11 protein-coding genes are annotated in these 16,293 nt (G+C 43.6%); 1 reads left to right on the top strand and 10 read right to left on the bottom strand.

The window, feature by feature from the left end:
• Positions 1-171 precede the first annotated feature (171 nt).
• The gene (locus KDU71_RS10320) at positions 172-897 is read right to left on the bottom strand and encodes a DUF6261 family protein (RefSeq protein ID WP_212190486.1); all 726 of its coding nucleotides are present in this window, start codon (positions 895-897) and stop codon (positions 172-174) included.
• A gap of 156 nt (positions 898-1,053) precedes the next feature.
• The gene (locus KDU71_RS10315) at positions 1,054-1,269 is read right to left on the bottom strand and encodes a hypothetical protein (RefSeq protein WP_212190484.1); all 216 of its coding nucleotides are present in this window, start codon (positions 1,267-1,269) and stop codon (positions 1,054-1,056) included.
• Between the two features lie 456 nt (positions 1,270-1,725).
• Here KDU71_RS10315 and KDU71_RS10310 point away from each other — a divergent pair, with 456 nt between their 5' ends.
• Positions 1,726-2,787, top strand: a complete 1,062-nt coding sequence (locus KDU71_RS10310) for a hypothetical protein (RefSeq protein WP_212190483.1) — start codon at positions 1,726-1,728, stop codon at positions 2,785-2,787.
• Between the two features lie 187 nt (positions 2,788-2,974).
• Here the strand turns inward: KDU71_RS10310 and KDU71_RS10305 are convergent, their stop codons facing one another.
• The 8 genes from KDU71_RS10305 to KDU71_RS10270 all read right to left on the bottom strand — a co-directional run bounded on the left by KDU71_RS10305 (position 2,975) and on the right by KDU71_RS10270 (position 16,164).
• The gene (locus KDU71_RS10305) at positions 2,975-4,120 is read right to left on the bottom strand and encodes a hypothetical protein (RefSeq protein WP_212190481.1); all 1,146 of its coding nucleotides are present in this window, start codon (positions 4,118-4,120) and stop codon (positions 2,975-2,977) included.
• Between the two features lie 71 nt (positions 4,121-4,191).
• Positions 4,192-5,184 carry an FAD:protein FMN transferase gene (locus KDU71_RS10300; RefSeq protein WP_212190479.1) on the bottom strand — a complete coding sequence of 331 codons (993 nt, stop codon included), beginning with the start codon at positions 5,182-5,184 and terminating at the stop codon, positions 4,192-4,194.
• Between the two features lie 124 nt (positions 5,185-5,308).
• On the bottom strand, positions 5,309-6,751 hold the full coding sequence (locus tag KDU71_RS10295; protein WP_212190477.1) for a RagB/SusD family nutrient uptake outer membrane protein: 1,443 nt from the start codon (positions 6,749-6,751) through the stop codon (positions 5,309-5,311).
• 124 nt (positions 6,752-6,875) lie between these two features.
• Entirely contained in the window at positions 6,876-9,974 is a 3,099-nt protein-coding gene (locus KDU71_RS10290; RefSeq protein WP_212190475.1) for a SusC/RagA family TonB-linked outer membrane protein, read from the bottom strand.
• A 166-nt stretch (positions 9,975-10,140) separates the two neighbouring features.
• Entirely contained in the window at positions 10,141-10,734 is a 594-nt protein-coding gene (locus KDU71_RS10285; RefSeq protein ID WP_212190473.1) for a lysine exporter LysO family protein, read from the bottom strand.
• The gene (locus tag KDU71_RS10280; RefSeq protein ID WP_212190471.1) at positions 10,731-10,997 is read right to left on the bottom strand and encodes a LysO family transporter; all 267 of its coding nucleotides are present in this window, start codon (positions 10,995-10,997) and stop codon (positions 10,731-10,733) included. Before KDU71_RS10280 ends, KDU71_RS10285 begins: the two co-directional genes overlap by 4 nt.
• Before the next feature lie 13 nt (positions 10,998-11,010).
• A complete protein-coding gene (locus tag KDU71_RS10275) occupies positions 11,011-14,130 on the bottom strand; it encodes a glycoside hydrolase family 2 TIM barrel-domain containing protein (RefSeq protein WP_212190469.1) in 3,120 nt (1,039 codons plus the stop codon).
• Between the two features lie 27 nt (positions 14,131-14,157).
• Positions 14,158-16,164 (bottom strand): MGH1-like glycoside hydrolase domain-containing protein, encoded by a 2,007-nt coding sequence (locus tag KDU71_RS10270; protein WP_212190462.1) that lies wholly within the window; start codon positions 16,162-16,164, stop codon positions 14,158-14,160.
• Positions 16,165-16,293: the final 129 nt, after the last annotated feature.

Genomic DNA, 16,293 nt, shown 5'->3' with positions numbered 1-16,293 from the left:
CTGCACTTAGATAGCATTTCAATTAGCCTCATTAGCAGGATAAAAACACAGATTCATAAGAGCATTAGTAACTATTTTGCTCAGCTTTAAACCTATTTCATACCTGGCAGCGAAAGGAAAAGGGCACCATGCACGGCACCCTTTGAAATCTCTTATCAGTTATTGCTTGGTTTAATTGCTTTTGGTTTGCAGCTCTTCGGTGCTACGTCGCCGTTTCACCAGGCTATTGGCTTTGTCAATAAGCAAGGCAACTTTGGCACACAAATCGTCATATGGCTGTGGATTCACCTGCATCATGGCGCGTAAATACACCACTAGTTTATTGTTAATGAGTTTGAGTAGCTCACGCTTGACTTGCGTAGCACTATCAGCTTGCTTGTCTTGCGATTGCGCATTATAAAAGCGCTGCTCGGCCACTTTAAATCGACTCTGCTCATCCTTTAACCTTGTGAGCAGGGCAATTTCGCCGGGCAACAGCTCCAGTGCAGGCGCAATCTCAATACTGCCCATGTCATTAAAAAGCGATTCGAGATAGGCAGACTCAGCGCCGTAATTGGCATTAATCATATCAAAACCATATTTCTCAAGTATACGCTCCACCTGCGCTGCCGCTTCCGACACCGGTGCATCTGGGTGGTGCAGGTACCCTTTATTCAGGTAGGCCAATGAGCGATAGGTGCTATCGCGCCGTGCATCCAACTCTTCCAACTCCGACTCTGCCATGTCTCTGTTAATGGCTATTACCAGCCGGCTGTTATTTTGTTCCACTTCTGTTTGTATGGCCTTTAAATGCGCATCTTCAGGCGTCAGTTCGGCCAACTCTTTCAGAAGATTGTCGCCCAGATTGGCGATTTCAGCGATTCGGATATCGCTTACAATTTTAGTTATTCTTCTCATAACATTGATTTTAAAGTTATACTGATAAAAGGTTATTACATGGTTGAAAAATGCTTGCGTAAACACGCAAAGTCTGCCCAGGCAAAAAAATTCGCTTTGCGTAAACCCGCATGGCCATCTTTTGGAAAAAGGAAGCCTTGCGTAAATCCGCAAATGTTAATTTTTGTAAAAACGAATCTTTGCGTAAACACGCAAAGCATGTTTTTCTGAAAAAGGAAGCTTTGCGTATTCACCCACGCCACCTGACAGCAGAAGGGATTGGCCAAATGACCTTGGATGAATTAAAACGGATAGTGAGTTTTGTAAGGCACGAACGGGGAACTTTTCGATAGCTAAAATAGCTTGTTTAGCTGTTTGGGTTAAGGGTTTCATGGTATGGTAACAATGGTTAATGTCACACAAGATATACTTTTTTATGTAATTAGAAATACTGATGAATATAAAATCGAACATTAACTCCTATACTTCTTAGCTAAGCACTGCGCAATGGAATTAAATCCCGCAGTATCACAAAGCCCTAATTTATTTTAAAGATTAGTATTGCAATACATAGCTATAATTAGTCATTTACCAAATAAGCTCCACCTCAGCCCTTATCCTGACTAAGCATCATTGACTTTTCAGATGGCACTACACATTCATTATGTTACCATTCACTTTCTGTTTCTAATATATTGTATGGTATTTTTGTTAGTTTTAAAGGGCGAAAGCCGGTGAAGTTGTTTGAGCTATCAGATACTCTATAAAATCTCGTTGAGAGAAATAAGTTAATACAAAACATCTAAATTGCGGAACAGGCACCACTAAGCGCCCTCAAAACCCAGCACTATGAAACTAAGCGTTAGCAAAAAGCAAGGAAAAGTTATCAATGAGGCGATTGAGCATTGGCATGCATCAGATATAATTGATGACGCCACCAGGGCCAGCCTAAGCGGCTCGGTGGAAACGCGCCGCTTTGAATGGAAAAAGTTGGCGATCTATTCTTTTTGGATTTCCATTGTTTGCGTCATCATATCTTTTAGTGCTCTGGTGGCCGACGAGTTGCTGATGGAGCTGATAGAGCGCTTTTTCACCTCATCAGATGTAGTGCTGTGCCTGTCATTTGCGGCCATTGCTTCTATGCTTTACCTATGGGCTTTTATGCGCCAAAAGAGACATCCCCAAAAGGTGTTTAGCAACGAATTTATTGTGATGATTGGCATACTATCTACTGCCACAGCTATTGCCTACCTGGGCAAAGCGCTGGATAGTGGCGATGGTCATTTCTCCGTCCTATTTCTGATTGCCACCATCGTATACGGGTGCATTGGCCTGCTATTTCCCTCAAAGCTCGTGTGGGTGTTTGCCATTCTGTCGCTGGGTGCCTGGTTTGGCACCGAAACCGGCTATATATCGGGTTGGGGGGCCTATTACCTGGGCATGAATTACCCCCTGCGCTTTGTGGTATTTGGTCTGGCATTAACTGCTCTAAGCTTTGTATTTAGCAGATTTAAGCCACTGAGACCTTTTCAGAAATCGACCTACACACTTGGTCTGCTGTATTTATTTATTGCGCTATGGATACTGTCCATCTTTGGCAATTACGGCGATTGGGATGAGTGGGAGCAAATTAAACAGATAAGCCTATTTGGTTGGGGTCTTATCTTTGGCCTGTTTGCCATTGCGGCCATTGCCTATGGGCTTAAATTCGACGATTACACCAGTCGAAGCTTTGGCATCACCTTTTTGTTCATCAATCTATACACCAAATTCTTCGAGTATTTCTGGGATGCCACACATAAAACCATCTTCTTCCTGATACTGGGGTTTACCTTCTGGCTAATTGGCAGGAATGCCGAGAAAATATGGAACCTGGAGTTTTTAAATAAGAAAGAGATAAAGGAGGATTAAACTCGTCATAAGCATCTGGAATATTCATAGGTATGACACAGGATCGCATCTATAACTACACCTTGCATATATAGATGCGATCCTCTTAGTCACAAATACACTGCACACTTGTTAATGCTTAAAAAGAGGTTTTCCCACTCACAGAAAACCTCTTTTTTCATTCACATTCACACCCAAACCCACACCATTATCTCATTTTTTCTTCCACTTCACAATCCTGTTCTCTGTAGATTTGCCATGCCAGTTTATCAACAATCATTTTCGAAAGGTAGAGTTCTTTCATCTGTTCAAACAGATTAGAAAGGACTTCCTGGTTATCGCCGATTAATTCGGAGAGCAATACCTCTGATTCATCATTAAACGTAATGCGTATATCTTTACTCATGTGCATAAACAGGCTGTTAATGCTGCTTAACGATTCACCATTGGGCATAATCACTTCCACCAGTGCATCCTCCTGTAACTCATCTCCCTTATACACCGCATACACAATTTGCTGCTCATCATTCAAGGTTCTTACAATCTTAATATCACCAATCAGCATCTCATAAACGAATTGCAATGCTAGCTCCTCTGATGCATCAAATGGGATAAAGACCATTGTTTCATTGAATAGTATTTCCTGTTCGGCATTCTCGAGGCTGTAGCTGAGTTTAATGGTATCGTTAAACTGCGCCATGATGCTGATAAAATACTCATCGGTAAAGCCAAACTTTGAATATATTTTCGATTTAATGAACCCCTCACGCGTTTCCTCCACCCAAAGTTCGCCGGCATATTCATCCTCCAAATCAAAACGGGAAGCCAGCTGGTAGTTGTGCCCCTTCATGCTTTGATCAACCTCAAATAAAAATTGTGTGGTCGTGATTTTAAAATTGTTAGTGATGACATCCTCAGGATCGAAATCAAACAAATCATGGGGCTTTAGTACTTTTTCGTGTGGTAAAAGTATCACAAACCACTCACTATCATCTATCCGCTTAAAATATGATTTGCAATGCCCACTGGTGGTTTTACCACTCCCTTCTGAATCTTCAACATCTTCAACCGGATCATAGGCGTAAACACCCATTAGGTCATTGAGGTAAATATTAAGAGCCGGGGCATCACCTCCCCCTTCTTCCTTTAGCTGAGCTCCCTGCTGAAATAAGCCATAGGCTGCTGACTGCTCAATGGCATTTACGGCATCATCTACTTGTTGAGCCGATACATCCAAGGCTTCTTTAAGGTTTAATAATTCGGTTTTTGAAGGGGAGTCATCAGCTCCTTTTTCACAACTGTTAAACAAGGCGACCAATAAAAGTCCACCGAACACAATGGCCATCTTCCTCATGAGTCAATTGATTTATTTGGTTAACAAATACTGTAAGTTTTCTCATTTGAAGATGCAAGTTAAGCCGTGAATCAGGGCTTGTCAATAATGAACTTTGAAAAACCTTCTGACATTTTGATAGTGTAGTCATCCTGATGGTCATCCAGGATAAAATAAGCTTCTAAATCGGCATTGGCCTCCACAATCTTTATACTCTTTTCGTAACCCAATACCATAAAGGCTGTTGCATAGGCATCCGCTGTCATGCAGTCTTTTGCCAGCACTGATACCCCCAATAAACTATGACTTACGGGGTAACCCGTATAAGGGCTGATGGTATGGGCATACTTCTTACCACCTTTGATGTAAAAATTGCGGTAATTGCCTGACGAAGCCAATGCAATATTCGTGATACTGATCACCTCCTGCAGTTGGCGGTTATGCACTTCAGGATCGTCAATGGGTTTATCAATGCCCACACGCCAGTTGACGGCATTTGGATTATGCCCTTTCACCCGCATTTCTCCACCAATCTCCACCATGTAGTTAACAACGTCATGTGCCTCTAGCAAATCGGCAATAACATCCACCGCAAAGCCTTTGGCAATAGCACTGCCATCGAGCATTATCTCAGGCTTATCTTTTACCACGCGAGTTCCTTCAAGACGCACCATATCCATGCCCACAAAATGCCTGATGGAGTCAATAGCAGCTTCCGTAACACTATCTTTCTTGGAGAAACCAAATCCCCATAGATTAACCAGGGGAGCTACTGTCATATCAAAGGCCCCATCGGTAGCGGCAGTTATTTCTTTGGCTGAGTGAAAAACCTGTCGAAAGTACGCATCGGTTTCATCCGACACATTCTGGTTAATTTTACTGATAACCGACTCTTCTTTATAAGTAGACATGGACCAATCGAAGGCATTTAAGGTACTTTGAATGGTGTCAGATAAGTCTTCCGAAGCCTCGTAGGTCATGTGGTAGATGGTGCCAAAAATAAGCCCCTCTGTCCGGATATACTCCTTTTGTGGCTGGCAGGCGATAGCGATAAACGCAATACTTAATATATAAAATAATCGCATAATGATAGTTTTTACCATGCAAAGGTGATAAAGCCATAAGTAAATTCCAATACTTTACATACAAAAGCCCGACACACGCTTTGTTGTGCCGGGCAAATTCAAGATTTATCTGCGTATTGTATAATTAGAATCCAGGTGTAGGCTCAACCTGGCTATTACGCTGTACTTCTTCAAGTGGTATTGGGAAAAACTTGTGTTTAGTCTCAAAGTTTTGAGCAAAAGGCTGACCTGCATTGCTGAGCTGTTCCTTAACAATATCCCAGCGTACCAGATCATAGTACCTTGAGTTTTCGCCCACCAGCTCAATCATTCGCTGCTTTCTGATCTCATCGCGCAAGGTGGTACCCGACAAGTTCACATCACCCAGGCCTGCTCTAAAGCGAATATCATTCACCTTGTCAAGTGCCTCACCATCTTTGCCCAGTTCGTAATATGCTTCGGCCTCCATCAATACCACATCGGCATAGCGCATCAGTATTAAATCAACCACGCTACGGTTGGTACTAATGGCATTTAACGACTCCACATACTTAATGCTCATCTTAAAGTCTGGATCATCAAAATGGATCACCTCACCATCAAAAGTTTCACCATCCTGCAATACTGTAGCTGCTTTGCGGATATCACCATCTTCGAGTTGGCTCATAAAATAATCAGAGATGCTGGCCATAAACCATCCTCCATTTAGCTCTGCTGGCGCCATGGCTACTCCGAGCTGATGATAAAGGTATAGGATGTCCATCTGGTCGGCGGTATAGCCTCTTGAGAACAATACCTCTTCGTTTTGTTCATTAGTGCCATCAAAAAGACCACGGTAATCCTCTCCGCTCACCAAATCATGCCCTTTAATTTCGGCAAATGCATCAATAGCATCCAGGTATTGCTCAGCAAATAAATAGGTTTTACCCAGAAAAGCATAAGCTGCATTGCTGGTGGCACGTCCGTAGTTATCATCAGACCAGCTGGCCGGCAAATGCTTGGCTGCAAAGGTTAGATCCTCTTCTACCTGTGCATATACCCCTTCAACCGGAGTTACAGGAATCTGCAAATCGGCAGGCGAAGTGGCCACCTCAAGCGGCATAATAATCGAGTGGAAATTCATCTGCAGATTCAGGAAATAGAAGCCGCGCAGGAATTTTGCTTCAGCCACCAGTTCGTCACGCTGCTCTTGAGTAAGCATATCCATATTGGGCACATTGGCAATCACATCATTGGCCAGCTTTACGCCTTTGTACCAGTTTCTCCACATATAAGCCGGCACACCATCAGCCGCCGTGTTGTTAAAGCCAACGATACGACCCAAATATGACCAGGATGTTGTACCTCCCTCAGGAAACATATCATCACCTCTGAAGTTTTGAGGCAGGTAATAGTACTCGTGGTAGCGCCATCCGGTAGGTGCCAAGTATGAATAGGCAGAAACCAGATAGCTTTCGGCCGCTTCATAACTCACCCAAACCTGATCGGTGGTTGGCTTATCGGGTGACTCCTGTGTCAGGTAATCTTCGCACGACACCATCATCAGTGACGATGCAAAAAGTATGATATATAATGCTATATTTTTCATGTGTTTAAATATTACTTTCATTGGACAAATGGAACTCATTGGTAAAGTCTAATCGCGTACACGCGTACATCGATATTATTAGCATTTACCTGCTTGTTGCATATGCCATTAGTTTAAATAATGATTAGAATGAAATCTGTACACCCGCTGTGAATGTTCTGTACATAGGGTAGTTACCATGGTCAACACCCTGTGTTAACGCATTAACCGGAATTACTTCAGGATCATAGCCTGTGTAGTTGGTAATGGTAAACACGTTATCGGCGTTCAGGTACACCCGCAGGTTATCCACTCGTATCTTCTGCGCAAAAGTCTGAGGCAGCGTATAACCAATCTGGATATTTTTCATACGGAAATACGAGCCATCTTCAAGGTAGCGGTCAGACATCATGTAGTTGTTATTGTTATCAACAATAACATTTCGTGGCACATCGGTATTGGTATTATCCGGTGTCCAGGCATTGGTCAGACGGTTAGAAATATTGTAACCCGAGTTAGCTGCTTCAAGCTCGTAACGGTTCACATTTAAAATATCATTACCGGTTACACCCTGGAAGAACATTGACAAGTCAAATGCTTTGTAGGTTAACGCAATATTTAAACCATATTCAAGGGTTGGCAATGGTGAGCCCACTTCAGAAATATCGTTTGAGTCGATGATGCCGTCGCCGTTTACATCCACATAGATAACATCACCAGGACGGGCATTAGGCTGTATCTTATTGCCATTTTTATCAACATAGTTATCGATCTGCTCCTGCGACTGGAAGATGCCACCTGTTTTATACATATAGAACTGAGAAGCTGCTGCGCCTACCGAAGAGTAGGTGTATGAACCCGACCATGCAATGTCATCGCCAGGCAGCATGCCTTCGCTGTTACCCAATGATTCAACCTTGTTTTTGATGGTAGTTAAGTTACCCTTCAGGTCGTACTTAAGCTGGCCAATGGCACCGCGATAGCCCAACTCAAACTCAAATCCCTTGTTGGAGATAGTTCCTAAGTTTACAATAGGCGCTGACACACCGCTTGATGGAGGTGTATTAGGCTCCTCAAGCAATAAGGACTCAGAGTTGTTTTGGTAATAGTTAATGGTACCATAAATCTTGTGCTGATACAAGCCAAAGTCTAAACCAATGTTAGTGGTTTTTGACTCTTCCCAGGCCAGCTGATTGTTGGCCATCTCAAAGGAACCGTTACCACCTACTGGCTTACCATTAAATACGTACCACCAGCCACCGCTTACAAGGGCCTGACGTGAATAGGCACCTAACGTGGTTTCACGACCTAACACACCGTACGATGCACGTAGCTTCAGTTCTGAGAAAATATCGGTTAAGCCGTTGAAAAACGACTCGTTATTAATTTTCCAGGCAGCTGATACAGATGGGAAAGTTCCCCAGCGGTTATCGGCACCAAACTTCGAAGAACCATCGACACGCACAGTTGCCTGTAACAGGTAACGATCGTCGTAGCTATAATTTAAACGCGACATATAGCCAAAGCGTGTTACCGTGCTAAAACCGCCTGTTCCGATAAAATCACCAGACTCCATTCCGCCAAATGATGGCTCAAGACCCCCAAAATCGGGGAACATGGCACCACCGGTTACTTCCATACTTACATTCTGATAGTCGTAGCGATACCCAACAATACCAGCCATGGCCGAGAAGCTGTGCTTATCAACAGTCGTCATGTAGTTCAGGGTAAAGTCATAGTTCAGGTCCGACCAGTCGGCACGGTACTCTTTCAAATAAGGATCTTCGCGCTGCGTATCCGACGCCAACACATAGGCTGGTGAATAGTAGCGATCCTTATAAAATGTTTTGGTGTATCCCAGGTTACCGGCTGCAAAGAAGCTTTTAGTAAACTGGTAATTCAAGCCAAGGTTAGCCTGCAGCTGATCTTTTGTAGTTTCTGAATTGATCAGTTCCGATTGACCTACAGGATTTGCTCCTGTGCGAATGCCATACTCGTTAAGGTAGCCATAACCTGACTCCTTTGATTCGTCACGCACCGATACCAGTGGCGATGACTTTTGCATATTGGCCATCCACATGGTGTTGTTATCAGTTACTGTGTGGGTGTACATGATGTTAGGCATCACTTTTAGATTACCCTTCTCAAACATCGACTTAAAGCGGAAGTTATAACGCTCTGTTCCGGTATTGATCACAACCCCTTCCTGGTTGAAATAGTTGGTCGAGAAGTTATAATTTGACGACTCTCCACCACCACTGATGCCTAACGAGTAGTTTTGAATAACACCAGTTTTGATGGTTTCATCCTGCCAATCGGTGTCGGCATAGTTATTCAGGTCAAAACCCGAACCTGGCTGCAGGTAAGCAGGTTTTTGGTCATTGCTTAATGAGCCATCGTTTACCGAATTGGTGTAGGCCTGATCCATAATTGAATGCCACTCGGCAGCATTGGCCATCGGCAACTTATTGGTAGCACTCTGCACCCCTGTGTACATGCTGAAGTCAATTTTAGCAGGCTGGTCTTTTTTTCCCGACTTAGTAGTCACCAAAATAACACCATTAGCTGCTAATGAACCGTAGATAGCGGCTGCAGCACCATCCTTCAAAATTTCAAAAGAAGCAATATCATCAGGGTTAATCATCGACAGGTCGCCACCAGGAATACCATCGATCACATACAATGGCTGCACGTCGCCAAACGACGACATTCCACGAATTTTGATATAAGGAGACGAACCTGGGGCTCCTCCGTTTACCACCGACACACCTGCCGAACGACCTTGAATCATCTGCCCGGGTGATGCTGCAGCAATCTTATTGGCTTCTTCAGCTTTTACAGTTGAAACGGCACTGGACAAATCACTCTTTTTCTGAACACCGTAGCCAACCACAACTACCTCATCAAGTTGCTCGTTATTGGGTTGCAGGCGAATACTCAAGTCCTGAGTCTGAGCTGTCACCGCCACTTCCTGAGATAAATAGCCGATAAAACGAAACTCGAGCACATCACCTTCCGATGCTGTAATTGAAAACTTCCCGTCGAAATCAGTCACTGTTCCCCCGCTGGTTCCTTTAATAACCACGTTTACGCCAGGCGTTCCGTAACCTGTTTCATCGGTTACAGTACCCGAGACTGTTTTCAGTGATTGTGCATAGGATACTGCTGATAAGCCCAACAAAAGTGCCATCAGCACAAAGCTTTTTAAGCTTCTACCCGACATCCTCATAAATAACTTTTTCATTTGTAATAATTAATTAGTACGACAATGGATTTAGCAATATATTGGCACAAGGCATCCTGATTCAGATGCCTGACAGCCTCTAATTACTTTTCATTTGATTTGATCGATTAGTTGGGATAGATTTGGTTTGCAACTAATCTATTAGCTTAGTAATATGGATTTTTACTTATAGAATTAGCGGTATTAACAATGGCACCAGCACGGTTAGAACGATGCCGCTGAACAAAGCAATAATTGCATACTCTTTGCCCGAATAGCGCGTAATAACCGGTAAGGTGGTATCCATTGAGGTGGCACCTGAACTGGCAATTGGTGCCATATTGCCAAAAGCCTTCACTAATAAAGGTGCCAAGACCAGAGACAACAGTTCTCTGGAAATATTAGAGAGTAAAGCAATCACCCCCAGTATGGTATCATAGGTACTTGAGATAATGACACTCGATAAACTGTAATAGCCAAAGCCTGCACCTACAGCCATGCCTTCGACAAACGATTCGGCTATTAAGAAGTATGCCAGTCCTGACCCGATAATGCTCCCCACTCCAATTGAAATGGGTACTAGCAGTAAGCCCAGGTTGGCCTTCTTAAGGATATTGATAGACGACTCGTCCATGCCCAGACTGACACCAACCAAGGCCATGAGAGCATACAAGGCATAAGTACTCAAATCATTTTCCAACAATGCCTGCGGTGTCAAACCATAGATTGAGATAAAACAACCTCCAACAAAAAACAACAAGGTGATGAGTGTTCCCTTCATGCTTTAAAAAATTTACGATAAACGAAATATGAACAAGCAATGCTGCCGGCAATGCCACCAAATGTTAACACCATGGCTTTAGTGCCAATCACATGGATATTCTCTATTACCTGTTGATTAGCTCCAATGGCAATACCCAAAAACAATAGGAGCAGCCATATCATAACAGTGATGCTTTTCTCAACCCCTGCCCGCAGCTCTTTCCTCTTTCGGAACAGATAACCAAGCAGCACTCCTCCGCACAAAAACAATAAGGTTTCCATTTATCTCAATCGCTTATTTGTTATATGTATATTTCACTTTATTATTTACCTCGCTAAGTTTCACCGGACTCAATCGGAAACTAAAGCTGTATTGACCAGCAGGTACCCGATACTGTGGATGTGCCTGCGCACGCCAGCCCCAGGTAGTGTCACCACCTACACCCATATGTTTGTGATCAAGGCAAACAGAAATGGTTTCGCCCGGCTCAATGTCGGTGCCGTGCGCCATTTGTCGCTGGCCATTGTGCTCCAGATCAGCAAAATCGAATTGCTGTGCATTAAATGCCAATGAACCTTCGGCTACAATCAGGATACCATTGCCAGCTTCATTTGTTAAAGTCAGCCAGTTAACATCTTCTTTAAGGCCTGTTTCCTGAGGACGCACGTATGGATAGTACTGCTCCCACACTTTGCCCTGATAAAGTCCTTTCGGCATGCCAGTCTTCCGGTCGGCATAGCTTTCGAGCGGACCACGGCCATACCATTGCATGTTGTCGAATTCAGCTGCCATTTTAAAGGCTAAACCAACCCTTGGTAATTCGGGCAGTGTGTCGTTAATGTTATAATCAACAGACACATTGACATCACCGTTTTCATACAGCTCATATCGCGTGGTTACAAAGGAGTTGTCCTGACTCAATGCTTGTTTGATAAGCACCTCTACCCGATTATCTTGCTTATTCACTTTTGTTTCAACAGCCTTCCACGATACATCTCTCCAGGCACCACATTTGATATTCATGCCCCAAGCCAAATCATTCTCGGTAGGTGAGCGCCAGAAGTTGGGTTGAAGGGGTGCTTCTAACAATGATAGACCATTGTTTTCCCACGTTGATAATTCGCCGCTCTGCTTGTCAAATACCAGCCTGGTCGTTTTATTAGCAACGCTGATCTGCTTGCTTGTTTCCTTTACTTTATAGCTGCTCTTTGAGGTAATCGCTTCACTTCTATCAAACGACCTAATCACGAACTGATCCCAACCTGTTTCGTGCCCTTTGGCTAAGAGCTGTGTTGAATTCTTCCGGCGGATATGAAAGGTCACCAGGTACTCACCACCTACTTGTCCATCAAGCTCTCCATAGTTAACGCTGAAAGCCATCGTATCCTGCGGAGCTACCTTTGGCATCTCAATCACTTTGGTTTGTAGCACTGTACCGTAGTAGCTGATAGCATAGCTCAACTCATAATCATCAGTACCCACAAAATTGAAACGATTCCACAGCTTATATTCACCCTTGGATGCATCCACTTCCAGCACCTTTAATGGCTGATACACCTTTTTAACCTCATAGATGTGGGGATTAGGCAGGCGATCGCTCGTCACCAGTCCATTGGCACAGAAAGATGAATCGTTGCTGATGCCAACGTAGCCCAAATCACCACCATAAGCGTAGTAAGGCTTACCCTCATGGTCTTTAACTGTAAAGGTTTGATCGGCCCAATCCCATATAAATCCACCTTGCAAGCTAGGTTCACTATCAATTAGATCCCAATAGCCTTGCAGGTTACCTACCGAGTTACCCATTGCATGCGCATATTCACACAGGATATATGGTTTCTTATATTCGCCTTCAATGTACTCACGCATCCAGTCTATAGTTGCATACATTGGGGCCGTAATGTCGGTATGGTCTTTTGAACGCGCCTGCTCATATTGCACCGGACGTGATACATCGCGCGACTTGATCCATTCATACGTTTTCTCAAAATTGATACCATCGCCGGCCTCATTTCCTAACGACCAAGTAATAATGCTGGGATGGTTTTTTGTGCGCTCCAGCATTCTTTGAGTGCGATTCAAATGGGTTGCCAGCCAGGCAGTATCTTTAGCTAATGACTCTTCGCCATAACCCATGCCGTGCGACTCTATATTGGCTTCATCCACCACATACATGCCGTATTCATCACATAGCTCATACCAGCGAGCCATATTAGGATAGTGCGATGCCCGCACAGCATTAATATTGTGCTCCTGCATCAAGCGGATGTCCTTAATCATATCTTCTTCGGTCAGCACATTACCATTCACAGCATGGTGTTCGTGACGATTAACGCCCATGATGGTAACTGGTTGCCCGTTGATGAGCAACTGACGGTTGATAATTTCGGATGTTCTGAAACCAATGCGTCGCACCGTCGATTCCAATACATTCTTTTTACTATCGTATAAAGTCAGACGCAGACTGTAAAGGTTCGGTGTTTCGGCTGTCCACTTTTTTACATTAGATATACCCTGTGGTAATACCAGCTGAAGTTGTGTTTGTGAACCTTTGATCGTGCTTTTGGCATCAGCAATTAACACATCGTCATCAAACAATTCCATACCCAACATCAACTTTTCCTTATCTGCACGCTGCAATTCGATATCAACACTCAAAGTACCATCGGTATAGTTTTTCGTGAGCCCGGCATGCACAAAAAAATCGCGCATATGGTTCGGTGTTCGCGCCACCAGGTACACATCACGTTCAATACCGCTCATCTTCCACATATCCTGATCTTCGAGATAAGAACCACTACAGAAACGATACAACTCTACAGCTAAATCATTTTCTCCTGCCTGCAAGTATTTGGTAATATCAAATTCCATCGGTGTTTTTGAACCTTCGCCATAGCCAACTTTCTGACCATTCACCCACAAATACATCGCCGAATTAACAGCACCAAAATGGATAATTATTTGTTGTCCATCCCAACTTTGTGGCACCGTGAACTTACGCTTATAGGAACCTACCGGATTGTGATCAATTGGCACAAACGGAGGATTGGGCTCAAACGGATAAGGCACATCGGTATATATTGGCGCAGAGTATCCTTGCAACTCAATATTAGCAGGCACTTTTATTTCGTCCCAGTTACTCACATCGTAATTGGGTTGGTAGAAGTTTTTGGGTCGCTTGGGAGGAGCCACCGACCAGCGGAACTTCCAGGTACCATTTAACGATTGATAGCGATCGGACTGTTGCCAGGCAATCGCCTTGGCGTCCTCTGGCTTATCGAACACATAAAATATGGCATGTGGTGCCAGCATATTAATCGCAAAAACATTCGGGTCTTCCCAATCCTGTAGTTTCTGAGCATCAATAAACTGAACCAGTGTCAGTAAAAATATTACGGATAGAAATCGAGTCATCGTTTAAAAATTGTGTCTGTTAATAATCTAGAACAACATCAAAATGTGGGCAGCACTCCAGCTAAAATGCTCGGCATTGAGCCCTTCCTTAGTTATTGGATGATAGTTTTCACGAATTGGCTCCTGTGTGAATGCCAATCCGTTGGCGCTTTCAACCATCTTCTGAGCCATTTGGCGGGCTTCAGCTTCAAAGCCATAATTGTTTAATCCTACAATGGCAAAATAGGCCTGATCGAGCCATACTGGTCCACGCCAGTAACCTTTTTCAGGATTGAACTTTTCGTGTGCAGCGCTCAGAGTCGGGAATGGCATTGGCGTATTAAAACGCTCCTTATCCATTATAACTTCTTTAATTTGTTGAGCCTGCTCAGGTGTAGCCACTTCATTGTAAAGCGGAGCCCAGCCTTCGGGTCCCTGTATCCGAATTTTCTCCTGGCTTTTTATCTCCACATCGTAATAGAAACCATCTTCGGAACAGTACATCGCCTCCTGAATCTGATTGCTCAGTTGCTCTGCTTCCCGGGCATATTTTTCAGCTGTTTCATCATCCTTTAGGATGCCGGCAATCTGTTGAATATATCTTTTCTCTTGCGCCAGATAGGCATTCAGGTCCACCGATTCCTGATTAAGTGAGTAGGCCCCCGGCTTGTTCTCCATGATGATGGCATCATCAAAACGTACGGCATTGTCCATGCCACTTTCCCAGGCTGCCGCAATACGCGTCCCATCTGTTGAACCATATTCACAAAGTCCATTCTGGTCATGGTCGCGGTTAATATACCACCACTCATGGTACTTCAGCAACTTAGGATATAGTTCCTTAAGAAACTCCAGATCTTGTGTTTGCTCATACACTTCATAGATACACCATGCCGATAAAGGAGCTTTGGTATTGCGCCAGTTGATACCTTCGATATTCAAATCACGAAAGAAACAGTCGGCAATCATGCCCTCTTCGTTTTGATAATCATACATGGCACGAATCTGGTCCTTGGCCAGCTCACCTTCGAAAGGAGCAATGGCAACAGCATGCTTCCACGAATCCCAGGCCCATAAGCCCTGAAAATAACTAGCTGCATAGGATGGTACAATTCCCTGGTGATAGATATCGCCTGCTGCACTTCTCCAGTTATGCACCAGCGTGAGCAACGATTTTACAGCCAGTTTATCGTACTTATTCACATCGAGCAATGCTTTGTCAGATCCTTTTAGTAAGGTCTTTAGATAGGCGTTCCAGCGCTGCTCGTTTTGCTCTATAGCAGGATTAACATTATCTATTGTTTTTAGAGCTTCTGCAGCGTATTGGTCTAACTCTTCCTGTTTAAAGGTGTAAGTGAAAGCAGTCGTAACAGTTGCTTTTTGTTTTGGCTTCATGCTTACAGCTGCCTCAAGGTATGAATAACAGCTATCAGTCAAGGTTATATTGCTGTCTTTAAAAACAAGTTGCGCATTTTCGTCTTCCTGAATATTTATGAGTACTCTGTTATCATGCTGACTCATTCCATTATTCATCACAGCAAATACTTCACCCTTCCAACCAAATTGCAGTTCTTTCGTTTCGCCATTATTGATAATATCTGCTGTTACAATGGTGGTGCGTTCATTGGTATTCAACAGCGATAAGCTGATCTCCAGTTCGCCTATGGCAAATGATTGCTGAAGTATACCAGGATAAAATGTATTTTGAACCTTTTGAGAGGCGCTCAAATCGATAAACTTATTCGCCTGCACATCCTTGATCTGAAGTCCTATCAGCGATGGGCTCAGCCAAAAGCTACGTTGCTGACGCATGAGGTAGGGCCCCACAAAACTTCCGATCATCTCGAGCTTGTCGTCTTCAATTAAACTAAATGAATGCCAGGTGCCCTTGTCAGAAAATGATGACACATTATCTTCCTGCGGGAGTTTAACAGTGCCGGCTAAGTCTAATACATTGGGATAGTTACTGCGATCTATAACAACTTCTTTGGGTTGATGCTTTTGACATGCAGCCAAAATAAGTGCCAGTACAAAAACGGAAAGTAGCTTTTTCATTGTGGATAAAATTGTCAGTTGATACTTTTTTCACACTGCTAAATAGCGCAGCAAAAATCAAAAACCCCAATATTATACCTCTATGAAATCTATACAATTCAGTTCTTCAAGCCCCTACAGCTACATCAC

The organism is Carboxylicivirga sediminis, assembly GCF_018156225.1.
Classification (GTDB): Bacteria; Bacteroidota; Bacteroidia; order Bacteroidales; family Marinilabiliaceae; genus Carboxylicivirga; species Carboxylicivirga sediminis.
The sequence above is the reverse complement of the archived record's forward strand: the minus strand, read 5'-3'. Positions and strand labels throughout refer to the sequence as shown.